The sequence below is a fragment of the Nitrosomonas sp. genome (assembly GCA_016703745.1).
GTDB lineage: Bacteria > Pseudomonadota > Gammaproteobacteria > Burkholderiales > Nitrosomonadaceae > Nitrosomonas.
Window position 1 is genome coordinate 707700 of the sequence record JADJBK010000006.1, and the last position, 21909, is coordinate 729608.

Annotated in this window: 20 protein-coding genes and 2 tRNA genes; 12 read left to right on the forward strand and 10 right to left on the reverse strand. The window is 50.1% G+C overall.

Annotated elements, in window-relative coordinates; all coding sequences use genetic code 11:
• The first annotated feature begins 15 nt into the window (after positions 1 to 15).
• From IPG31_04335 to IPG31_04350, 4 genes are all read left to right on the forward strand, one after another.
• Complete coding sequence (locus IPG31_04335; protein ID MBK6617615.1) at positions 16 to 996, forward strand: IS5 family transposase; 981 nt, start codon at positions 16 to 18, stop codon at positions 994 to 996.
• Positions 997 to 1084: 88 nt separating this feature from the next.
• Positions 1085 to 2032 carry a TonB-dependent receptor gene (locus IPG31_04340; protein MBK6617616.1) on the forward strand — a complete coding sequence of 316 codons (948 nt, stop codon included), beginning with the start codon at positions 1085 to 1087 and terminating at the stop codon, positions 2030 to 2032.
• Between the two features lie 32 nt (positions 2033 to 2064).
• Positions 2065 to 2781 carry an ABC transporter ATP-binding protein gene (locus tag IPG31_04345; GenBank protein ID MBK6617617.1) on the forward strand — a complete coding sequence of 239 codons (717 nt, stop codon included), beginning with the start codon at positions 2065 to 2067 and terminating at the stop codon, positions 2779 to 2781.
• Entirely contained in the window at positions 2778 to 3719 is a 942-nt protein-coding gene (locus tag IPG31_04350; protein ID MBK6617618.1) for an ABC transporter permease subunit, read from the forward strand. Before IPG31_04345 ends, IPG31_04350 begins: the two co-directional genes overlap by 4 nt.
• A gap of 81 nt (positions 3720 to 3800) precedes the next feature.
• On the opposite strand, the gene IPG31_04355 is transcribed toward IPG31_04350, so the two are convergent.
• Complete coding sequence (locus IPG31_04355) at positions 3801 to 4781, reverse strand: IS5 family transposase (GenBank protein ID MBK6617619.1); 981 nt, start codon at positions 4779 to 4781, stop codon at positions 3801 to 3803.
• Positions 4782 to 4869: 88 nt separating this feature from the next.
• On the opposite strand from IPG31_04355, the gene IPG31_04360 reads away from it, so the two are divergent.
• The 3 genes from IPG31_04360 to IPG31_04370 all read left to right on the forward strand — a co-directional run bounded on the left by IPG31_04360 (position 4870) and on the right by IPG31_04370 (position 7394).
• Entirely contained in the window at positions 4870 to 5460 is a 591-nt protein-coding gene (locus IPG31_04360; protein ID MBK6617620.1) for a DUF3526 domain-containing protein, read from the forward strand.
• A gap of 79 nt (positions 5461 to 5539) precedes the next feature.
• The gene (locus IPG31_04365) at positions 5540 to 7000 is read left to right on the forward strand and encodes a DUF3526 domain-containing protein (protein ID MBK6617621.1); all 1461 of its coding nucleotides are present in this window, start codon (positions 5540 to 5542) and stop codon (positions 6998 to 7000) included.
• A gap of 106 nt (positions 7001 to 7106) precedes the next feature.
• Complete coding sequence (locus IPG31_04370; GenBank protein ID MBK6617622.1) at positions 7107 to 7394, forward strand: hypothetical protein; 288 nt, start codon at positions 7107 to 7109, stop codon at positions 7392 to 7394.
• Positions 7395 to 7438: 44 nt separating this feature from the next.
• Here the strand turns inward: IPG31_04370 and IPG31_04375 are convergent, their stop codons facing one another.
• Complete coding sequence (locus tag IPG31_04375) at positions 7439 to 8044, reverse strand: hemolysin expression modulating protein (GenBank protein ID MBK6617623.1); 606 nt, start codon at positions 8042 to 8044, stop codon at positions 7439 to 7441.
• A gap of 197 nt (positions 8045 to 8241) precedes the next feature.
• Here IPG31_04375 and IPG31_04380 point away from each other — a divergent pair, with 197 nt between their 5' ends.
• From IPG31_04380 to IPG31_04390, 3 genes are all read left to right on the forward strand, one after another.
• Positions 8242 to 9783: an adenylyltransferase/cytidyltransferase family protein gene (locus IPG31_04380; GenBank protein ID MBK6617624.1), complete on the forward strand. Its 1542-nt coding sequence runs from the start codon at positions 8242 to 8244 to the stop codon at positions 9781 to 9783.
• 88 nt (positions 9784 to 9871) lie between these two features.
• Positions 9872 to 9948: transfer RNA gene (locus IPG31_04385), tRNA-Arg, on the forward strand.
• Positions 9949 to 10017: 69 nt separating this feature from the next.
• Positions 10018 to 10093: transfer RNA gene (locus IPG31_04390), tRNA-Phe, on the forward strand.
• Between the two features lie 112 nt (positions 10094 to 10205).
• Here IPG31_04390 and IPG31_04395 read toward each other — a convergent pair.
• The 8 genes from IPG31_04395 to recA all read right to left on the reverse strand — a co-directional run bounded on the left by IPG31_04395 (position 10206) and on the right by recA (position 19566).
• The gene (locus IPG31_04395; GenBank protein MBK6617625.1) at positions 10206 to 12785 is read right to left on the reverse strand and encodes a DUF3570 domain-containing protein; all 2580 of its coding nucleotides are present in this window, start codon (positions 12783 to 12785) and stop codon (positions 10206 to 10208) included.
• A gap of 92 nt (positions 12786 to 12877) precedes the next feature.
• Positions 12878 to 13105 (reverse strand): DUF4266 domain-containing protein, encoded by a 228-nt coding sequence (locus tag IPG31_04400; protein MBK6617626.1) that lies wholly within the window; start codon positions 13103 to 13105, stop codon positions 12878 to 12880.
• A gap of 45 nt (positions 13106 to 13150) precedes the next feature.
• On the reverse strand, positions 13151 to 13696 hold the full coding sequence (locus IPG31_04405; GenBank protein MBK6617627.1) for a TlpA family protein disulfide reductase: 546 nt from the start codon (positions 13694 to 13696) through the stop codon (positions 13151 to 13153).
• A 50-nt stretch (positions 13697 to 13746) separates the two neighbouring features.
• Positions 13747 to 14214, reverse strand: coding sequence for a hypothetical protein (locus tag IPG31_04410; protein MBK6617628.1), 468 nt, complete (start codon positions 14212 to 14214; stop codon positions 13747 to 13749).
• 232 nt (positions 14215 to 14446) lie between these two features.
• Positions 14447 to 14875 carry an IS200/IS605 family transposase gene (gene tnpA / locus IPG31_04415; protein MBK6617629.1) on the reverse strand — a complete coding sequence of 143 codons (429 nt, stop codon included), beginning with the start codon at positions 14873 to 14875 and terminating at the stop codon, positions 14447 to 14449.
• Positions 14876 to 15465: 590 nt separating this feature from the next.
• Positions 15466 to 18057 carry an alanine--tRNA ligase gene (alaS, locus tag IPG31_04420; protein ID MBK6617630.1) on the reverse strand — a complete coding sequence of 864 codons (2592 nt, stop codon included), beginning with the start codon at positions 18055 to 18057 and terminating at the stop codon, positions 15466 to 15468.
• 25 nt (positions 18058 to 18082) lie between these two features.
• Complete coding sequence (gene recX, locus IPG31_04425) at positions 18083 to 18541, reverse strand: recombination regulator RecX (GenBank protein ID MBK6617631.1); 459 nt, start codon at positions 18539 to 18541, stop codon at positions 18083 to 18085.
• Positions 18538 to 19566, reverse strand: coding sequence for a recombinase RecA (gene recA, locus IPG31_04430; protein ID MBK6617632.1), 1029 nt, complete (start codon positions 19564 to 19566; stop codon positions 18538 to 18540). The genes recX and recA overlap by 4 nt, the downstream gene beginning before the upstream one ends.
• Before the next feature lie 217 nt (positions 19567 to 19783).
• Here recA and adk point away from each other — a divergent pair, with 217 nt between their 5' ends.
• Both adk and IPG31_04440 read left to right on the forward strand, forming a co-directional pair.
• Complete coding sequence (adk, locus tag IPG31_04435; protein MBK6617633.1) at positions 19784 to 20437, forward strand: adenylate kinase; 654 nt, start codon at positions 19784 to 19786, stop codon at positions 20435 to 20437.
• Positions 20438 to 20554: 117 nt separating this feature from the next.
• Positions 20555 to 21814 (forward strand): 6-phosphofructokinase, encoded by a 1260-nt coding sequence (locus IPG31_04440; protein ID MBK6617634.1) that lies wholly within the window; start codon positions 20555 to 20557, stop codon positions 21812 to 21814.
• The last annotated feature ends 95 nt before the right edge of the window (positions 21815 to 21909 follow it).

Sequence of the window (21909 nt, forward strand, 5' to 3'; positions counted from 1 at the left end):
AAACCTTACCAACAGATGAGTTTTGCTGATGCCGAATACGCCAATAAGGGCAAAGTCACGCGCCGCGAGAAGTTTCTCGATCAACTTGATGGATTATTGCCTTGGCAGGCTATGATTGATGTTATTGAACCACACTATGCGCCAGGCAATGGGCGTGGCCGCAAACCATTTGCCTTGGAATTGATGCTGCGCGCGCATGTTGCGCAAATTATCTACAACTATTCCGATCCGGGCATGGAAGATGCGCTGTATGAGATTGAATCACTGCGCCGTTTTTGCGGCATTCGTCTGGAAGCCGTGCCGGATGAAAGCACCATTTTGCAATTTCGGCATTTACTGGAAAAACACGGGTTAATGGATCAGATCTTCCAGGTCATCAACCAAACGCTGGGTGAGCGTGGGTTGTTCTTGAAAGCCGGCACCATCGTCGATGCCAGCCTGATTGCCGCGCCGACTTCAACCAAAAATAAGAGCCGGTCGCGTGATCCAGAAATGCATTCCAGCAAAAAGGGCAATCAATGGTTTTTCGGCAGCAAGTTTCATATCGGCGTCGATCATGAAACCGGGTTGGTGCATACGCTCAAAGTAACCTCGGGGCATGTCAGCGACGTTGCCGAAGCCGCCGCCCTGCTGCATGGCGAGGAACAGTTTGTTCATGGCGATGCCGGATATCAGGGGCTGGATAAACGCCCGGAGATGCCGGCGGAAAGCCCTCCAGCCTGCGTGATCGCGATGCGTCCGGGCAAACTGGCCAGGCTCACGAAAGACGATTCCGGGGCGGCTCAACTACTGCGCGGTGCCGCCCGTGAGCTGGCGAAACGCCGCGCCAAAGTCGAACACGTGTTTCGGGATATCAAAATCCGCTTTGGGTATGCTAAAAATCGCTATCGCGGCCTGGCCAAAAATGCGGCCCGTTTGACCTTCCTGACAGCCATTGCCAACGTCATCCGTGGTGACGCCTATGAACGTCGACGCCTTGTTGCGTCTGAAATTTGAAAACAAGCCAGTAAATGGACTTGTTTCCAGAGAGAAATAGCTGTTTTCATAAAAATCAGCGTCACTATTTGAAAATAGTGGCTAGTTTTTGAGTGACTGCCGTTCAGAATGTTTGTTTTTCAGAGGTTCCTATGGGCAGGATCAACTGGCGTTTGGTGAGCGTTGGAAACTACGCGGTGGGGTGCGTCATGACATTATCAATTATGAGGATAAAGGTTTTGAACGCAGTGTTCAGAGTCTTGCGGGGGTATCTAAATACCGTGAACTTGTTCATAGTAAATCCTTCACGACCGGATCAATAGGTGGAGTGTTTCAGCCTACACCATCCTTAGCGTTTTATGTGGGCTATAGCACGGGAGCCTTTATCAACTTAGCGACTGAAAGCAAAGCATTACCTGCAGCCCCTGAAACATCTTCGCAAATAGAAGTGGGCGCTAAAACCACGCTGTTGAACGATAAGCTTGATTTGAATGTAGCGCTATTCGATACTCAGCGTAATAACTTTTTTATTCTTTTACCAGGCAGTGGTGGCCTACCAACTCAAGATGGTAGAGATCGATCTCGAGGAGTGGAGCTATCCTTCAATCTAAATCCGGTTTCTGGATGGAACATTCTAGGTAATTCGGTGTGGATGGATCCGGAAACGTTGTCGCGTGCTGTGGCGAGTAATGCGAATTTTGGGGTAAAAGACCAAAGTATCCACGGCACACGCCCCGCAGGGGCCAGCAATCACATATCCAGTTTGTGGCAAACCTACCAGATTCAAACCGGTGTTGCGCGCGGCCTGACTTTTGGTTTTGGCGTGACGCATAAAAGTGACGCTTTTGCGGACAGCTTGAATCTTCTCAGGGTGCCAGCCTACACCGTGTTTGATGCGGCCCTTTCCTACCGCAGCAGCTATCGCCTGGCTGGATTGGAAGCTGCGCTGAACTTGAGAAATCTGACAGACACGAATTACTTTATCAACCCGACCTTTGCTGGAGCATTACCGGGTAATGCGCGCAGCATTTTCGGTTCCCTGCGGTTTTTCTTTTAACTAAAAACTATTAATATTAATGGAGGCTCGAAATGTTACAAGCTACTGAACTCACTAAAGACTATAACGGTGTTATTGCGCTGAACAAACTTAATCTTACTGTTAATAGCGGCGAGATTTTCTGCTTGCTGGGCGCGAACGGCGCCGGAAAAACCACAACGATCAATTTGTTTCTGAATTTCGTGGCACCAACCAGTGGACGTGCGCTGGTGAACGGTATCGGCGTCAGTGATGAACCGCTCGAGGTGAAGCGTCACATCGCCTACATTCCTGAAACAGTCATGCTCTATCCCAGTCTTTCCGGCCTTGAGAATCTTGATTTTTTCACTACGCTCGCGCTGGGACATAAGCGACCCGGGCATGAGTTGCTCGAATTACTCACGCAAGCGGGACTGGCGAAAGATGCGGCGCTCAAACGCGTCTCCGGGTACTCGAAGGGCATGCGGCAGAAAGTAGGCATTGCGATTGCGATGGCGAAAAACGCGCAAGCACTGTTACTCGACGAGCCGACCTCCGGTCTCGATCCGCAAGCAGCGAACGAATTCTCCAAACTACTGGATCGGCTCAAGACTCAGGGCGTAGCGATTCTGATGGCCACGCATGACCTCTTCCTTGCCAAGCAGGTCGGCACACGCGTGGGTATCATGCAGCGCGGAACACTGGTGTCAACGCTGACAACCGAAGATCTCGGCCATGCTGATCTCGAACGGCTTTATCTCGACATTGCCGAAAGAAAGGAGACCGCATGAACACTACCGCCAATGTTATCAGCAATGAATTGTTTGCCAAATGGAAACCGGCCGCTGGTGCTATCGGCACCATTGCACGCAAAGAGTTGCTTGAGCTGCTACGCGACGCCCGCTTTTGGTGGACCAGCGGCATCATTCTGGTGCTCATGTTGATTGCGCTTATTCTGGGCTGGCAACAGATGCAGCGTGTTGATACCGAGCGCGCCACAGCACGCGCTGTGACTTATCAGCAATGGCTAGATCAGGGCGATAAAAATCCGCACAGAGCAGCGCATTTCGGGCAATACGCTTTTAAGCCAGTGAGTCCGCTAGCTTTCATTGATCCGGGTATTGATCAATTTGTTGGCTCTACGGTGTGGGTGGAAGCGCACAAACAAAATGAATTCAATTTTCGCCCGGCGCGTGATGCGACCTCGTTGCAACGCTTTGGCGAGTTAACCGTGGCGTTTGGATTACAAAACCTCGTACCGCTAGTCATTGTGCTGCTTGCATTCTCCGCGTTCACGGGTGAGCGCGAACGCGGCACCTTGCGGCAATTGTTGAGCATTGGTGTGAAGCCTTCGCAATTACTCGCCGGTAAAGGGCTGGCGATTATGGCGGTCATCGGTGCATTACTGTTGCCAGTGGCGCTGCTGGGCTTTATCGCCTTGGGTTTCGCTGGCGATCAACACGCAAGTCTGGCGAATTTAGTCGTGCGCGGTGCCTGGATGGTCTTGGGCTACGCACTTTATTTAACCGGATTTATTGCTTTGGCGCTGGGCGCATCGGCGGCTTTGTCATCATCGCGCCAAGCACTCATTGTGTTGCTTACTTTTTGGGTCGTGAATGGTTTTGTAGCTCCCAGGGCGATGACTGATTTAGCCCGCATGGTCAGCCCAACGTCCACTAAGGAACCTCTGAAAAACAAACATTCTGAACGGCAGTCACTCAAAAACTAGCCACTATTTTCAAATAGTGACGCTGATTTTTATGAAAACAGCTATTTCTCTCTGGAAACAAGTCCATTTACTGGCTTGTTTTCAAATTTCAGACGCAACAAGGCGTCGACGTTCATAGGCGTCACCACGGATGACGTTGGCAATGGCTGTCAGGAAGGTCAAACGGGCCGCATTTTTGGCCAGGCCGCGATAGCGATTTTTAGCATACCCAAAGCGGATTTTGATATCCCGAAACACGTGTTCGACTTTGGCGCGGCGTTTCGCCAGCTCACGGGCGGCACCGCGCAGTAGTTGAGCCGCCCCGGAATCGTCTTTCGTGAGCCTGGCCAGTTTGCCCGGACGCATCGCGATCACGCAGGCTGGAGGGCTTTCCGCCGGCATCTCCGGGCGTTTATCCAGCCCCTGATATCCGGCATCGCCATGAACAAACTGTTCCTCGCCATGCAGCAGGGCGGCGGCTTCGGCAACGTCGCTGACATGCCCCGAGGTTACTTTGAGCGTATGCACCAACCCGGTTTCATGATCGACGCCGATATGAAACTTGCTGCCGAAAAACCATTGATTGCCCTTTTTGCTGGAATGCATTTCTGGATCACGCGACCGGCTCTTATTTTTGGTTGAAGTCGGCGCGGCAATCAGGCTGGCATCGACGATGGTGCCGGCTTTCAAGAACAACCCACGCTCACCCAGCGTTTGGTTGATGACCTGGAAGATCTGATCCATTAACCCGTGTTTTTCCAGTAAATGCCGAAATTGCAAAATGGTGCTTTCATCCGGCACGGCTTCCAGACGAATGCCGCAAAAACGGCGCAGTGATTCAATCTCATACAGCGCATCTTCCATGCCCGGATCGGAATAGTTGTAGATAATTTGCGCAACATGCGCGCGCAGCATCAATTCCAAGGCAAATGGTTTGCGGCCACGCCCATTGCCTGGCGCATAGTGTGGTTCAATAACATCAATCATAGCCTGCCAAGGCAATAATCCATCAAGTTGATCGAGAAACTTCTCGCGGCGCGTGACTTTGCCCTTATTGGCGTATTCGGCATCAGCAAAACTCATCTGTTGGTAAGGTTTCATGAATAGCTTCTCGAAAAAGTTTGATGCAGAATTATATTACTTGCGGGGAATTAATCAGAGGTTCCCTAAGGTGGAATTCCAGAATAGTATCAACGAAGCGCGCAAAGCGACTTTTGGACATGATGAAAATCATCCCGCTTTCGCTGCTTTCCGTGATGAAGTATTTAAAAAGTACAACGTTACCCGCATTGAGGATTTACCGGTCAGTTTCCGTGGCCTGTCTTTGCGCAAAGACGATGAGAACGGCTACCGCATTTATGATGAACACTACGGTGTGCTCTGGAATACCTATGCACGTCAGGAGCATATCCGCGCTATCGCAGGGTTTGCGTTCCCGCTAGCGGTACTCAGACCTTTTTCAATGGGCATGGCGGGTACCGATACTTTTCATCAAAACCAGTTTGCAACGGCTGCTGAGCTGTACCGGCGGCAGATTCAAACCACGATGAGCGAAGATTTGATTCAGCACCACAAAAATGGCGATGATTTGTATGTTTCCAATCGTGATTTGTGGGAGAAGATTCCAGCGTTAGAACACAAAATACCGGAGGTGAACATCGCTATTGCTCAGCAGGGTTTGAATCTGAGAATTTTGTGGGTGTGGATGTTGGCGGCAATCGCTTTTGCTGTAATGGCTACGTGGCGCTTACGGCCATTATAAGGAACGGGTAGAAATGCGAGGCAATGACTTAACAATCTTTCGGGTTTTATTAAATCTTCGTTCATAAGGAACTGCAACTATGCACACACAACTGTATTTAAAAGAGATAGTTAACTTTGAGTACCGATTATTCCGTGCCGACCGCTTAGGCCTGATTATCGCGCTTATTTTGTTTGCGGCAGCCAGTTACGCGATTATCAACGGTCAGTCATGGGTGAACAAACAGCAGCAAGCGGTACAGGCTGCGCACACCGAAGAGCAGGCACGCCTGCAGAAACTGAAAGATAATTTAGGCAAGATTAATGCAGGCAGCCTTAAGCCGGCCAGGGCTTTCGAAAACCCTGCAAACGCTTATTGGGTGGGTAATCGCCATGCGGCAACTTATGCAATTTTGCCACCAACTGCACTTGCCGCCACCGCAGTCGGTCAAAGCGATCTCAATCCGCCCTACATCATGGTATCCGCTGATAATAAGGAGTCATTTGCCTTAAACGAGGAAATCGAAAACCCCAGCAATTTACTGATTGGACATTTCGATCTCGCGTTTGTCATGGTCTTTTTATTACCACTCCTGCTTATTGCACTTTCGTACAACTTACTCTCTGCCGAGCGCGAACAGGGTACCTTGGCCATCATGCTCACAAACCCGGTGCCGTTGTGGGTTTTGATCGCCGGTAAACTTAGCTTTCGCGCGGGTCTTGTTTTCTTACTCATGGTGAGTATCACGGTGGCGGGCTTGATTGTCACCGGTACAGATTTGTCTACGATGGATAGTTTAATACAACTGGGTTGGTGGATAGCTCTGCTGTTTGCTTACATTCTGTTCTGGTTTGCATTGGCAATTGCGGTCAATGTGTTGGCTAAGTCATCTGCACAGAACGCGCTGATTTTGACGGGGTTGTGGATTGTGATTTTGTTGGTATTACCGACCTTGATTAACATAGTTGCCAACGTGGCGTATCCAGTCTCATCCCGCGTGGCAATGGTGGGTTTAATTCGCGCTGCACAAGTGGATGTCACTAAGGAATCTGACGCAATTGTTGCGCGTTTTGAACAAGAACATCCTGAAATGACGGTCAAGCCTGTCTCAAACGATGATGACACTGCGGCCACCAGGAGGCGGGTATTGGTGCAACAAGCGGTGGCTGACCGAATTGCACAAATCATGGCTGGGTACGATTATCAATTGGCCCGGCAACAGCGCATCGTCGATAGTCTACGCTTTTTATCGCCAGCGATTGTGATGCAGGAGGCGTTAAACGCAGTCGCCGGCACCGACAATAGCCGCTATCAGCATTTATCTCGACAAGTCGATATGTTTCACCGCAATTGGCAAAGCTTCTTTCTGCCAAAAGCGCTTGAGAATACACCGCTCACACTCACAGATTATGAGCACTTCCCACACTTTAGTTATGTTGAGCAGGCAATCTCTGAAACAACATTACGCCTACTCGGTGGACTGCTCGGCTTAGTTATCCCGATTGGCTTGCTGTATTTGTTTAGCGTGCGCCGCATCCTGAATTACCCGGTTACAGCATGACAACCTACAGCATGACAACTCGGCGTAACCCCGCCTTCTTTGGCCGGGTTTGTTGTTTGTCGTTGCGGCTCACGCTGCCCTGCTTTACGGCCTGTGGAGCCAACGGTTGATTCCACCACCGGAACAACTAGCGACACTTTTCGTTAACTTTATCGCTGCGCCCAAATTGGCGGAAGAATTCAAAGCCGAGCTGCAGCCGCCCAAGCCGAAACTGAAAAAGAAGCCGCAAGCGCGGCAACTGGTCGCTGAAACACCGGTGCTGGCAGAAAATGAACCGGTTGCACCGTTGCCACCGCAAGAACCGGAAACGGCAGCAGTAGTGCTGCCTGCGCCGATGCCGCAAGGCCCGATCACGTTGTCTTCAGAGCTATCGGGTCGTCTGTCCTGGGCTTAGGGCAACCAGCTGAATATATATTAAGTATTGTGCTTTGAATATACTCAAAGATTAAACACAATCATATCCGGGGTAATCGAGTTTATGTTGATGCCAACCAGCTCAATGGTCGCCGCACCCCCAATAAATTCAACGGTAAATCCGCTATTCCCGTTATCGGTAACGTTGGTGATGTGGGATACCAATTCCACGAAGGAATGGATGCCCAGAATCTCGGAATCAAAGAACAGGCGATCCTGGCCTGCCACAAAATCGGCAATTTCAAAATGCCCGGCACCATAAAAACCAAACGTGTCATTGCCATCACCGCCGATTAACCGGTCATAGCCATCGCCGGCGCGCAATATATCGTTGCCAGCACCACCGAACAGCTTCTCGGTTCCTGCCTGGCCATCAAGGTCGTCGTCACCATCACCGCCTTTTAGTATGCCGTTGCCGGCGCCACCTTTCAGAATATCATTGCCGCCGCCGCCTTCAATTTCATCATGACCGTCACCACCAATCAGGTCGAAGTTATCCAGGTCATCACCAATGATGAGTAAATCGTTTTCGGTAAACCCGGCGGAGCCGATTCCTTCAAAAGGGATGCCATCAATAAACTTGATAGCGCCTGAGCCCAGATTGGGACGTGGTGTTATGCTGATTGCCATATTTTGCCTCCTAATTAAACGCGTTCATTCAATCAATAAAATCATGTATTGCCTTATCTCATTAAAATACTTAAATAATAATGAGAATGATTCCTATTATATTAAATAATGGTTAAAATGCAATCATTAATTGCGCTAGATGTTGGAGAGGATGATACTAAGTGACTGTTAAAAAAATGGAATATGGATTGCTGAATATGACCACGAAGCTTGAAGAATTATTATTGAAAACGAAGGATTTGATCGCCGCCGGTAAGTTTAATGACGCTGATGCACTACTCGATCCGCTGAAAATTGAGAATCCACTGTCGCAGGATGTGGCCCGGCTATGGTGTTCGCTAGCGATGCGTACTGGCCGGGCGGCCGATGTGCCCGCATACGCCGCGAAAATTTACGCGCATGTACAAGGAGATTTTCATAAGGCGCATTGGGCGCACGTGCTGGGGACCGCGAGTTTTGTTTTGCTGGACTTGTCCTCCGCACAGGCGCATTTCACTGATGCATCGAATCACCTGATGGCGCTGGCCAGAACGGGAAAAATCCCGCCACAAAAGGAGCCAGTGAAGCTACTGCAAACCGAGGAAAATATCTTTGTCTCGGGCAAAGCCGAGCAATTACTGTGGACGACGTGCGCGCAACTGGCCAGGCTGGACATTCCGGCATTTCCTTTTGCCGGCACGTTGCTGGGCCTGGTTCGTAACGGCTGCCTGCTGGATTTCGACAAGGATCTCGACATCGCCGTGCACATGGAATCGTGGGATGGCTGTTGCGCCGCATTGGAGCAAGCCGGGTGGGCGCGCTCGCCGATGCGGATTGAATACGCCAATTACCGCGATTACGTGCACCCGGAACTGGGAATTACGCTCGATGTCTGCGGCTTGCAGGCGAGAGGCAAGCAGATCGTGGGCGGTTTCGCGTTGCCCGGCTATCCCGGTGAGTATCAGCGAGTCTCGATTTTCCCCAAATTCGATCTGACGCAACGTGAAACGGACTACGGTACCGTCTGGTTTCCGCGCCAGCCGGAAAAAATTCTCACCGCATTCTACGGCGACTGGCGCACGCTGAATCCTCACTGGGATACCGTAGTATCCGCGCTCAATCTGGAAAGTTTTACCTTGCTGGTGCGCTGCTACGCGTATCACCGGCTGATACAGCGCTGGCTGGTGGGGGACTTATCCAAAGCGTGGTGTTATGCGCATCAGATCGCGTTAAAAGACCCCGATGACGTGCTCGCGCTGCGCAGCCGCCAATGGCTGGAACGCGCGCTTACGCGCTTGAAGCGGAAAATTCCCGCGTGGCCTAAAAATCAACGGCAAATACGCGTGTATACCCGCATGGTGGCCGATCTGTTTCATGAAGGCCATGTAAATTTTCTGCAAGCGGCACGCGCATTGGGAACGTATCTGACGGTATGCGTCGTTTCGGATGAGCGCGTGGTGGAAAACAAAGGCAAGCTGCCGGTCATGAAACAGGCGCAACGCGCTGCCGTTGTCGCCGCGTGCAAATACACCGATGCCGTCATGACGGAAACCCCGGCGAGCGTCACCCTGGAATGGATGCAACAACATGGCTTTGATATTTACACCTTTGCCTGCGCATCAGAACAGGAGCGCCAGGATAAACGCAAATTATGCGCATCATTACCGGCAGAGATGATTCAGGAACTACCCTATACCCCCGACATATCCACGTCCGATCTGGTGATGCGTATTCAGAGCATTGCTCGCCCCGGATCTTGACAAAAACGTCCGGATGTAACATTATGCTGAGCTTTCTTGAACCAAAAAATAATTGGGCTTAGTTGAAGCTCCCTTGATGCAGCAAGATGCGCCCGTAGCTCAGTTGGATAGAGTACTTGGCTACGAACCAAGGGGTCGTGGGTTCGAATCCTGCCGGGCGCGCCATCAAAGCGGCATTAAAAATAGTCTAGGTTTGCTGATTTTTTTATGGCGAAGCTACGATAGGAATGTATTGGCCAAGTAGCTCAGTCGGTAGAGCAGAGGACTGAAAATCCTTGTGTCGGTGGTTCGATTCCGCCCTTGGCCACCAAAATTTAAACCCCAGCCACTCTCGGTTGGGGTTTTTTATTGCCTATTTTTGTAAATTCTCGCGTGCCGATGCGGGTTCCTTCGGAGTCTTGTGACTTCGCCGGTGGTACAGTTTAGAAGTGGTAACTCCAGGTAGCATTCAATGTCCCCTTGCGATTGAGCTGAAAGCCATTAAAATCCTGGCTTACTGGCTGCAGCCATTCAACTGAAAAATGATTGCCAGAGAATTTTCCTTTGGGAACCGAAGCATTGATACCAAATCCTATATCCCAAAATCGCCCCCCCTGATTTCCGGGAAAATCCATCGGACCGATACGACCATTAAATGAATTAAAATCTCCCTGGATTCTTCCCTGCTGTCTGTATTGTCCTCGCACCGTAGCCGCAAGCCAGTCAGTCAGATGAAAGCCCCCCCAGGCAGAGGCTTGAAAAATATCACCCAGCCGGTAACCGGAGTCATTCCGGCGTTCCATCCGTTTAGTGCCGGAGAGCTGCGCACCCCAGTACCAGCGAGTAGCGTTTCCGGTATAAGTCAAATTAGGCAGAAAGTCCCAGGTACCACTACCCTGCTGCATATCAAAATGAATCAGTCCCCCCTCATTTTGGGCGATCCGTCTCAACCTCAGCCTGGTATTGCCGGCAGGTGCGCTAACGCCCAGCCCCAGATGAAGTTTATGGTCAGGTAAATCCAATAACCGGAAAAGAGACATGGCGATTACGTCACCAATTGCACCGGTTTGATGTGGTGTACCAACATGCTCGTGCGCGCCAAGCACAGGCGGAGGTCGATCTTTCAGTTCACGCAGATTCATTTCCATATCCATGAACTGTGGCATCAGCATCAGATTCAACCAGCCGGTTGGGGCATACATGATATCGAGCATGTGCATGCGCATATCCATGTAGGCAGGGGTGAAAGTGCACAGACCCGGACTGCATCCTCCATTGACGATTTCCTGATCATTGGCCCTGTGTGTGTTGTGGCGCATGCCGCCACTCTGGCGGGTGTACATGAAACGATAGCCAAGCATGAAGTCACCCGCCTTATCCAGCATATGCCCGAACATAATGCCTGCTGGCAGAGGAGAGAGATTATGCCGGTGCATATCTGCATGGGTGTCCGCCGTCTTATGATGACCATGCTGTTCACGGTTGAAACGAATGGCATCCATGTCAAGTTTGATAGCCGCATTGGCAACATAGTAATCAAAATCAGCAAAGCCACTGTTGCCGCCCCCCCCCAGCTTCAAGCTGCTCGCACGAGTGTAGTATTCAAACCCGGCTTCCAGCGCCACCCCGCGCGCAAATCGTTTGCTGAGAGTGACGCCACCACTTAACGCCCCAAAATCTGATAAGCGATGATCGCTTGAAAAATTTTTCGGCAGTTTATTCAAATCAAAAAAAGTATTAGTGATTTCACCATCTTCCCCAACAGTTCCTTTTATAAAAGGCTGGTTCGAGATCATGTAGGGTGTATAAAAATTAGCGGAGTCTTGTGAGTAATAGCGAATCCGTGGTGTGATAGTCCAGCCGCTTGTCAGCGGCTGGACCCAGTCACTTTCAAACGTGTGGCTGTGAATGCCCCAGTCATCGAATGAAAATTTATAATTGATATGCCACGCGGCATCAAGCGGTTGAATATACTGGACCAGTTTACTGCTGAATCCAAATTGATTGCGCAGGTCGGGACGCTGTTCGAGCAGAGCGCGCAAATCTCCCCTGAGCAGCGCATTCGGATCAGGACTGATCAGATCCGGATCGATAAAAATGGTTGTGACTGCCTTATATGGATTTTCCAGAAATCCACTGCTGTGGGTATAGCCAAAATCCAGAGTGGCCAGCGAATTTTTACCCAATACTTGCGTGATTCCCAGACCGGAAGTCCAGTCGCGACGATCTCCCTCCAATATCACCAGTCTATCGCGCACTTCGAGCCGATCGGCATACCCCAGACTAGTTATATACGAGATCGTATCGTGATCCAATACGGCTGACTGTCGACTGCTGGTATATCCTGCCCCCCATTTCACACTCGTCAGCTTCTGATTGAAATCGAATCGACCGCTGGCGCGACCATAAACCGAATCGTAATCCCGTTCATGCGAAAGCCCACCGCTCAGATTCAATGCCGCCTCATCCCATTCATAAGCCAACCCAAAATCACCCTGGCCACGGGTTTCCGGAGATGCTGACGAGAGCACCAGTACGGTTCGCGGATCCACTACCTGTTTCCCCTGGGCATCGATACCAATCGGATTGAGATCGCGATCCAGCGTTACAGTGCCATTGACATAAGGGGATGCTCCTGACACGGCCTCACCCGTTTTCAGGGTGCGATTAAACGAACGATTACCCGCATTGGAAGCCAGTGGCACCATGCTGACCGGCGTAGCGCCCGACCAGGTGTCCTGCGTATAGGCAAACGACAGTTTCAAGCGGTCATGGATGAAAAATGATCCGCTACCATGCAGGGTATCCACCACAATCGGACTCAAATCACTTTTAACGGAATAGAGATCGCGTTTGCCTTCCTGATAACGGCTATACTGAAAATTGATGCCGCTCCCGTTACCCGGATTGACTACCTGCGCCTGTGCAGGGGCTGTCAATAATCCTGGCAGCACCAGCGCTGTGGATGTCAGGGTTCGTAAAAGGGGACTGTCTGGAAATTTTTTTTTGGATTGACTGGACAATCGTGAATCCTTTTTTAAGGAGGGTAGTTGTGGCGTAGTATCCGCAGCTGTGCTAATGAGAAGCGTGATTCTGCTTCAGGCAAAAAGCTGTCTCAGTAACAGCCGCACCCCCCGCCACCGCCATCAGAATGGGCATTCGCACCGGCCTCCCGACTGCTGTAATTATGCGCGCGCGTATTCGCCTGTAAGGGATGAGGCTCAAGCGCCATCTGGGGCTTGGCCAGATTGCCCCGCTCCCAGGCGGCTACTTGTACACATCCCGTAAGGACACCGACGACTAGCAGCAAGCATAGCCACCTTCCCATAAGATAGATGTTCATGAATTAAGTTATGGTATGTGATTAAGACGAGTCATCAGTACATCATCAGATAGCTTCTGCCAGCAACGCATCAATCAGCTCGCGCATCAGATCCGTTTCACCGGGACGAAAGCCACGATGAATATGACGGATAAATCCCCGCTTATCGATGAGGTAAGTAGACGGCATGGCAATGACATTGAAATCCGCCGCGCAGTGCTTCTCGCGATCAAACATTACCGTAAACTGTGGTGGCATTTTCTGCAAGAAGTGATCGGCATCTCCTTGTTTCTCATCGAGATTAACACCAATTACCTCAAGTCCGCGTTCATGAAAATCTGCAAAAAGCTGATTCATGAAGGGAAAGGACTGGATGCAGGGTGGACACCACGATGCCCAGAAATCGATATAGATAACCTTCCCCCGCATGGATTCCCAGCCTGATACGGGCGCACCATCCATCTGATAAAGATGGCAGGCTGGCGGCAGGGTATTTCCCTCAAAATGCGCAAAACACGGAATCGCCGCCAGCAGCAGACAAAACAGTAGTCCGCGTAATTCCCTCCCTACAGCAGAGTATTTCCCTCGTATCCACCATCCACAACCGGTCATGGCATATCCCTTGAGAAAAATAACGCGTCTATCTGGTTGCCGTCCAAAGATTACTGATAATGCGTAAGACTGAGACTCGTGCCCGTATGTATACCATTTGCCGCTTCACAGTGATAGGTAATGTTGACATTACGTAACCCAGGACGGGTCTTATTGACGACCATGAAATATGTGCCCTCTCCTCCCTCAAGCTTGACCGGCAGGCTGGGTTCATTGTCACCCTGAGTCGTATCCGTGGTGCTGATCGCGCGGCCACCTTTGAAGAGTGTCAGCGTCACCTGCATGCCTTCCACGAACGGATTGGAGGCGTCATCGCGAACAGTGGCAAATAAATGATTAGCCTTGCCAGTGCCATCATCCAGACAGGCGACAGCCGCGACAGCAGTAAAAGAAGGAACATTGCCTTCCGGATCGATCGGCCCGGAAACCTCGTGGGCTTGCGCCACTCCCGTAGCCATCAGCATGAAAATGGCTGACAGCAGCCCCGTCAACCCCGTATTGCGAACTGGTAATAACATGGTTTTCTCCTGTAATGCGGTTAACTGCAAAATTATCTTGATCTATAAGTCCAATCAGATTAATGCCCAGCCAATCTGGGCATGACAGCCTTGAACGTCTGCGTGTCTCACCCTGTTAATTTATTAGGCTATGTCATCATTAATTGTTGACCACTGCAACTAAACAACCACCAGCTAAAGCTGGTGGGTTAGTGACAATGACTAAAGTCAGGATACGGGTCTTAAGACCCGTTTAGCTTTCGGTACTGAAATTATCATCACCTTTAGGTTCAAAATGATGCTCCAAATAGTTTTGGATCATCTCTTCTGTCAGCTCTCCTGATGTTACACAAAAGTACCCTCGCGCCCAAAAATGGCGCCCCCAGTAGCGTTTTTTTAAGTCCGGAAAACTTTCAAACAACTTCGTAGAAGTTCTGCCTTTGATGCGCCTCATTATTTCGCTGGGCGCCATGTTTGGTGGCGCAGATACCAATACATGTATATGATCCTGACTGACAACACCTTTCAGAATTTCTATTTCAAATGCCTCGCACGTCTGCCTTATCAGTTCCCTGACCTTCAGCCCTATGTCACCTCTCAGTACCTTATAGCGATATTTTGTTACAAATACAAAATGGTACTGTATCTTGAAAACTGTGTGACTTCCATAACGATAGTCCATGATACTCCCCTACTTTTTTTAGCATCATGGTACGTCCAATATTTTAAAAGATAAATCTTACCGCCTTAAAGGCGGTGGTTTTAACCTTACTTCGGACTAATAAACACAATTTATCATTTATAAACAAGTCATTAACCAAAAAACCAATAATTAATATTTTCTTTCAAATTCATTGGGTTACATGACCACCACTAACTAACGATGACATAGCCATTTATTAAATTATTATGATTCCCTGATTTGGCCACTCCTAAAAAAACCAGCCGGATCCCAAAGAATCGGGTTAATTATCAGACGTGAATTATTAAATAGCAATGCGACAAATTGTCGCACCCTCTGTTACTACCATCTCGCAGCCAGAGATTTACTGTATTAACCAAATGATTATTAATCGTTAATTATTATCAGGTCTACCCGCTGGATGACAAAATGATAGGCAAAGTAATTGAGATCAAAGCCCGCCAGCCGCAGAGAATGCGGCTCCGCCGACAATCCCGGAACGCCGCAGGGGTTGAGGATCACCTCAATCCTGTGGGTCATCGATTAACTGTTGCAGTTGGTTCTTGAATCTGCCCAGCGTGGAATATTTATCATGTATTTCGCTCCACCCAACCCGCAACACTGGCAAGCGCTTGTGGCAGATTTTCGGGGAGTGTACCGCCAGCCTGCGCCATGTCGCCACGCCCACCGCCCTTACCACCGACTTGCTGCGCAACGAAATTGATCAGGTCACCCGCTTTGAGCTGGCCGGTTAATTCTTCCGAAACCCCTGCAATCAAACTGACTTTAGTATTTTCAACCACTCCGAGCACGACAACACAAGGTTTTAACCTGGATTTGAAATTATCAAGCATCTCACGCAGGTTTTTGCTATTCGCATTATCCAGCGCAATCGCCAGCACGTTGATTCCTTTGACCGACTGTGCCTGATCGATCAATGATGCACCTTGCAGGCTTGCCAGCTTCGATTGCAACGTGCCGAGCTCTTTCTCCATTTGTTTAACATGATCCAGCATCTGCGCCAGCTTGACAGTCATTTCCTGGGGAGATACTTTTAGCAAACCAGCCGCTTCCCGTAATTCCCGTTCCTGTTGCTGGGTATGCTCAAGAGCGGCTTCTCCGGTCAGTGCTTCGATACGGCGAATACCGGCGGCGATACCGGATTCGGCAACCATTCGGAAGTATCCGATTGCGCCGCAACGGGCAACATGCGTGCCACCGCACAATTCTGTCGAAAAATCCCCCATCGCCACCACACGCACTTCGTCCTCATATTTCTCGTTGAAAAGTGCCATCGCACCTTGCTTCACTGCCTCATCATAGGCCATCAGCCGTGTTGCTACTTCATGATTCTGCCGGATCTGCGCATTGACAATGTTCTCGACGGCATGAATCTCATCTGGCTGCATGGCGTGATAATGAGAAAAATCAAAACGCAATCGATTGGCATTAACCAGCGAACCTTTTTGCGTTACATGCTGACCCAACACCTGCCGCAGCGCAGCGTGCAGCAAATGGGTGGCAGAATGATTGCAGGCCGTGCTGGCACGTTTTTGCGCATCCACTCTGGCAATTATCTTGTCACCCACAACAATTCGCCCATGGCCAAGCACACCCTTATGGGCAAAAACGTGCGACTGCAATTTCTGCGTATCCGTCACCACAAAGGTGCCGCTACTAGACAACAGCTCGCCGCTATCCCCTGCCTGCCCACCGGACTCAGCATAAAAAGGGGTATGGTCCAGCACGATCATGGCTTCCTCACCCGCCTCGACAAAATCAGCGGGGATATCCTGCTTATAAACTGCCTGGATCATGGCTTCCTGTTGCAGTGAATCATAACCATGAAACTGCGTCAGCACACCATGGTAGCGAATGCCGGATTGCATGCTGAATTTACCGCTGGCACGGGCACGCTCCCGCTGTTGCATCATCGCTGCCTCGAATCCGGTCTGATCGATACCGATACCGCGTTCCCTGGCAATATCTGCCGTCAGATCAACCGGGAAACCAAAGGTATCGTACAAACGGAACACCACCTCGCCCGCAAGCTGCTTTTTTTCTTTGGCAAGCTCTGCTTCCAGGATCTGCATGCCATTTTCCAGTGTTTCCGCAAAACGTTCCTCTTCCTGCTTCAGCACCATCTCGACATGCGCTTTGGTTGCCAGCAATTCGGGGTAAGCCTGCCCCATGCACTCAACCAGCGCATTTACCAGCAAATGGAAAAACGGCTGTTTTTGCTCCAGCTGATAACCATGGCGAATCGCGCGGCGGATAATGCGACGCAATACATAACCCCGACCTTCATTGCCAGGAATGACGCCATCCGCAATCAGGAACGCACAGGCGCGGATATGATCGCTGATTACTTTAAGTGAATTATGGGTCAAATCCGTGGTGCGCGTCGCCTTAGCGGCAGCCTGGATTAGATCCTGAAACAGGTCAATCTCATAATTGCTGTGCACCCCCTGCATCACAGCGGCGATCCGTTCCAACCCCATACCGGTATCGACCGAAGGTTTGGGCAGCGGATGCAACACTCCTTCACTGTCCCGGTTATATTGCATGAACACCAGATTCCAGATTTCGATGAAACGGTCGCCATCCGCGTTTTCTGATCCGGGCGGGCCACCAGCAATTTCTGAACCATGATCATAAAAAATTTCGGAGCAAGGCCCACATGGCCCGGTATCGCCCATCTGCCAGAAATTATCGGACGTTGCGATACGCACAAAACGCGCAGGGGGGACTCCAACTTCATTTAGCCAGATATCGGCAGCCTCATCGTCTTCCGCATAAACTGTCACCCATAGTTTTTCTTCAGGAATGCACAGGGTAGTGGTTAGAAATTCCCAGGCAAACAGAATGGCATTACGCTTGAAGTAATCACCGAAGCTGAAATTACCCAACATTTCAAAAAAGGTATGATGGCGCGCGGTATAACCGACATTTTCAAGATCGTTGTGCTTACCACCGGCACGCACACAACGCTGGGCGCTGGTGGCGCGAACATAGGATCGGGTTTCCTTGCCAAGAAAAATATCCTTGAATTGCACCATACCCGCATTGGTAAAAAGCAGCGTGGGATCCTTTCCTGGCACTAGTGAACTGGACGAAATGACGGCGTGCCCATGTGACTCAAAGAATCCCAGAAATTTTTGCCTGATTTCACTGCTTTTCATAATTTTGCCAATGTTGTTGATAGCATCAATCCTGATGACGTGTTTTTTCTGCCTTAATCAGCACCTGACCAATTACGTCAAATGAAAAACCTCTACCCGCCAAATAGCGCTCCTGCTTACCGCGCTCCGCGTGACTGGCCGGTGCGACCCCAAATTTTTTGCTCCATATTGCCTGCGCACTGGAAAATTCCGTGGCCTTAAGATCTTCCAGTGCAGCGGCGATTAAATGATCGGCAATACCTTTTTCCTGCAATTCAAACACGATGCGCCTGCTGCCATAGCGCTTTCTGCGCGAATGTAAAATCTGCTCTACTGCTCGCTCATCTGAAAGTAAATTACGCTGCTCAAGTGAATCCAGCAGGCTGGTCAATACATCAGGTGTTGGGGCATGTTCGGCCAGCTTCGTCTGCAATTCCAACCGGGAGTGCTCGCGCTGCGCCAATAGTTTCAGGGCCCGCGCCATCAATCCAGGCTGGTTATTCATGATGCAACCGAAGATTGCTCCGGTTGATTAGCTTCGACTAATCCGACAGCCGTGCGAATTTTAGCTTCAATTTCCTGTGCCAGAGTTTTATGCGCTTTTAAATAGTCACGCACATTGTCCCTGCCCTGCCCGATTTTCTCGCCATTATAGGCATACCAGGCACCCGATTTTTCAATCAGCTTATGCAGCACCCCCAGCTCGATGATTTCACTTTCGCGCGAAATTCCCTCACCGTAGAGAATATCAAATTCAGCTTGTTTAAATGGTGGCGCTACTTTGTTTTTGACAATCTTGACGCGCGTCTCGTTACCAATGATTTCTTCTCCGCGTTTAATCGAACCGGTTCGACGAATATCCAGCCGCACGGAAGCATAAAATTTTAACGCATTGCCGCCAGTAGTAGTCTCGGGGCTGCCAAACATTACCCCGATTTTCATACGAATTTGATTGATAAAAATAACCATTGTGTTGGTACGCTTGATATTCGCGGTCAATTTACGCAGCGCCTGAGACATCAGTCTCGCTTGAAGCCCCATCTGCGGCTCTCCCATTTCACCTTCGATCTCGGCGCGTGGCGTCAACGCGGCTACTGAATCCACGACCACCACATCGACCGATCCGGAGCGTACCAACATATCGGTAATTTCGAGCGCCTGCTCACCGTTATCCGGTTGTGAAATCAGCAGGTCCTGCACATGCACGCCAATTTTCTGCGCATATTGTGGATCCAGAGCATGCTCCGCATCGATAAAGGCCGCTGTCCCGCCTATCTTCTGCATTTCGGCAATCACCTGTAACGTCAGCGTTGTTTTTCCGGATGATTCCGGCCCATAAATCTCGATTACCCGTCCGCGCGGCAACCCACCCACACCCAGCGCAATGTCCAACCCCAGCGATCCGGTCGAAACCACCTGAATATCCCTGGCAATATCGCTGTCGCCCATGCGCATGATCGACCCTTTGCCATACTGTTTTTCGATTTGAGCCAGCGCAGCAGAAAGCGCCTTATTTCTATTTTCGTCCATAGTCTTTCCCGAGAAGAAGCGGTTAAATTATCGCATAGTCAACTGAAAAATATGCGCATGACAGCTGTAGCCATGCCATGCATCTGAAACCCATCAAAAACTTCAAGAATCCCGTTGCGTGGGATATAATTCGCAGGCTGTTGCCAGGAGCATGAGTTGAGATTCCTCGGCAAACTTCCTATCTCATCAAAAGATTCATGACACAAGGAGGCACACCATTCGCATTATTCTGCTAGGCGCACCGGGAGCCGGAAAAGGCACGCAGGCAGTCTTTATCCGGGACCATTTCGCTATACCACAAATTTCCACTGGCGATATACTTCGTCAGGCTGTCAAGGAAGGTACCAAGTTGGGAATGATGGCCAAGAAAATCATGGATTCCGGGTCGCTTGTGCCGGATGATATTATCATTAATCTGATGCGGGAGCGGATCAGTCAGCCTGACTGCCACAATGGCTTCCTGTTTGATGGATTTCCTCGAACCATACCGCAGGCCGATGCGCTTAAAGCCGCGATGATCGCCATCGATTATATCGTCGAGATTGATGTATCAGATGCCGAGATCATCAACCGCCTCTCCGGACGTCGGGTTCACCCAGCCTCTGGTCGGGTTTATCACATTGTTTTCAACCCGCCCAAACAGCCTGATGTGGACGATGTAACTGGAGAAACACTGGTGCTGCGTGACGATGATAAGGAAGAAACTGTCCGCAAACGACTGGAAGTCTATCACAGCCAGACCAGACCGCTCATCGACTATTATTCCAGCTGGTCAGCAAGCGGTGAAGCAAACGCCCCCACTTATGTCAAAGTAACCGGCATGGGCGATTTCCTGACCATTCGAAACAATATCATTGCCGCGCTTAAGTAATTCATAAGTAACTCACCTAAGCGAGCTGGTCGCTGAATCTGTCAGCTGTTTTACCGCTTTGACACATAACCGAAAAAAACCTATCTTTGTTTGATTAATCAGGAGAAACCATAAATTATGGCTATAAAGAATGCTTTTTATGCCCAATCGGGCGGTGTTACCGCTGTTATCAATGCTTCCGCGGCGGGTGTGCTGGAAACCGCGCGCGCGCATGCAGATAAAATTGGCAAAGTTTATGCAGGACGCAACGGTATTATTGGTGCGTTGACCGAAGATCTGATCGATACCAGTACCGAATCGGCAGACGCCATCCGGGCACTGCGCCACACGCCTTCAGGTGCTTTTGGTTCCTGCCGCTACAAACTCAAGAGTCTTGAAGATAACAGACGTGAATACGAGCGACTCATCGAAGTGTTCAAAGCGCACGATATTGGTTATTTTTTCTATAACGGTGGAGGCGATTCAGCAGATACCTGCCTGAAAGTTTCGCAACTGTCGGATACGCTGGGTTATCCACTGCAGGCCATTCATGTCCCGAAAACAGTCGATAATGATCTGCCTGTCACCGATTGCTGCCCTGGTTTCGGCTCGGTTGCCAAATATATTGCCGTATCCACACGTGAAGCAAGTTTTGATGTAGCCAGCATGTCTAAAACCTCCACCAAGGTTTTTGTGCTGGAAGTCATGGGACGGCATGCTGGCTGGATTGCAGCTGCAGGTGGACTCGCCTCCAGCGAGGATTGTCCGATCCCGATTATTATCCTGTTTCCTGAAATTACTTTCGACAAACAAAAATTCCTTGCTAAAGTAGATCAGTATGTTAAGGAATATGGCTATTGCTCGGTTGTGGTTTCGGAAGGCGTCAAGGATGCCGACGGAAAATTTCTCGCAGATCAGGGATTACGTGATGCCTTTGGTCATGCGCAGCTCGGCGGGGTCGCGCCAGTTGTTGCCAATATCGTCAAAGAGGGGCTCGGACTAAAATACCACTGGGGAGTAGCGGATTATCTGCAACGCGCCGCGCGCCACATTGCCTCTAAGACAGATGTCGAGCAGGCTTATGCCATGGGTAAAGCTGCGGTGGAATACGCCATTGCCGGGCACAACTCAGTCATGCCTACCATCGAGCGCACATCCAACACGCCCTATACCTGGAAAACCGGTATGGCCAAGCTTGCTGATGTCGCCAATGTCGAAAAAATGATGCCGGAAGATTTCATCAGCCCGGATGGGTTTGGTATCACCAACAAATGCCGCGAATACCTCAGTCCCCTGATTGAAGGCGAAGATTACCCTCCTTATAAAAATGGTCTGCCTGATTATGTCAGACTAAAAAATTTGGCGGTAAGCAAGAAGTTGAACGATTTCAAGATTTAATTTGCAATTATTATAGTTACGGCAACATTAAGCCTATAGAATATGGCGTTGGAATTGTAAATCGACGGGCAGCTCCCAGGCCGAGCTGCCCGTGC

Bases quoted from the DNA above. Each gene is read 5' to 3' on its own strand.
- IPG31_04335 (MBK6617615.1), top strand. From the start codon at position 16: ATGAGTTTTGCTGATGCCGAATACGCCAATAAGGGCAAAGTCACGCGC.
- IPG31_04345 (MBK6617617.1), top strand. From the start codon at position 2,065: ATGTTACAAGCTACTGAACTCACTAAAGACTATAACGGTGTTATTGCG.
- IPG31_04350 (MBK6617618.1), top strand. From the start codon at position 2,778: ATGAACACTACCGCCAATGTTATCAGCAATGAATTGTTTGCCAAATGG.
- IPG31_04355 (MBK6617619.1), bottom strand. From the start codon at position 4,781: ATGAGTTTTGCTGATGCCGAATACGCCAATAAGGGCAAAGTCACGCGC.
- IPG31_04365 (MBK6617621.1), top strand. From the start codon at position 5,540: ATGCACACACAACTGTATTTAAAAGAGATAGTTAACTTTGAGTACCGA.
- IPG31_04375 (MBK6617623.1), bottom strand. From the start codon at position 8,044: ATGGCAATCAGCATAACACCACGTCCCAATCTGGGCTCAGGCGCTATC.
- IPG31_04380 (MBK6617624.1), top strand. From the start codon at position 8,242: ATGACCACGAAGCTTGAAGAATTATTATTGAAAACGAAGGATTTGATC.
- IPG31_04400 (MBK6617626.1), bottom strand. From the start codon at position 13,105: ATGAACATCTATCTTATGGGAAGGTGGCTATGCTTGCTGCTAGTCGTC.
- IPG31_04405 (MBK6617627.1), bottom strand. From the start codon at position 13,696: ATGACCGGTTGTGGATGGTGGATACGAGGGAAATACTCTGCTGTAGGG.
- IPG31_04410 (MBK6617628.1), bottom strand. From the start codon at position 14,214: ATGTTATTACCAGTTCGCAATACGGGGTTGACGGGGCTGCTGTCAGCC.
- tnpA (MBK6617629.1), bottom strand. From the start codon at position 14,875: ATGGACTATCGTTATGGAAGTCACACAGTTTTCAAGATACAGTACCAT.
- alaS (MBK6617630.1), bottom strand. From the start codon at position 18,057: ATGAAAAGCAGTGAAATCAGGCAAAAATTTCTGGGATTCTTTGAGTCA.
- recX (MBK6617631.1), bottom strand. From the start codon at position 18,541: ATGAATAACCAGCCTGGATTGATGGCGCGGGCCCTGAAACTATTGGCG.
- recA (MBK6617632.1), bottom strand. From the start codon at position 19,566: ATGGACGAAAATAGAAATAAGGCGCTTTCTGCTGCGCTGGCTCAAATC.
- IPG31_04440 (MBK6617634.1), top strand. From the start codon at position 20,555: ATGGCTATAAAGAATGCTTTTTATGCCCAATCGGGCGGTGTTACCGCT.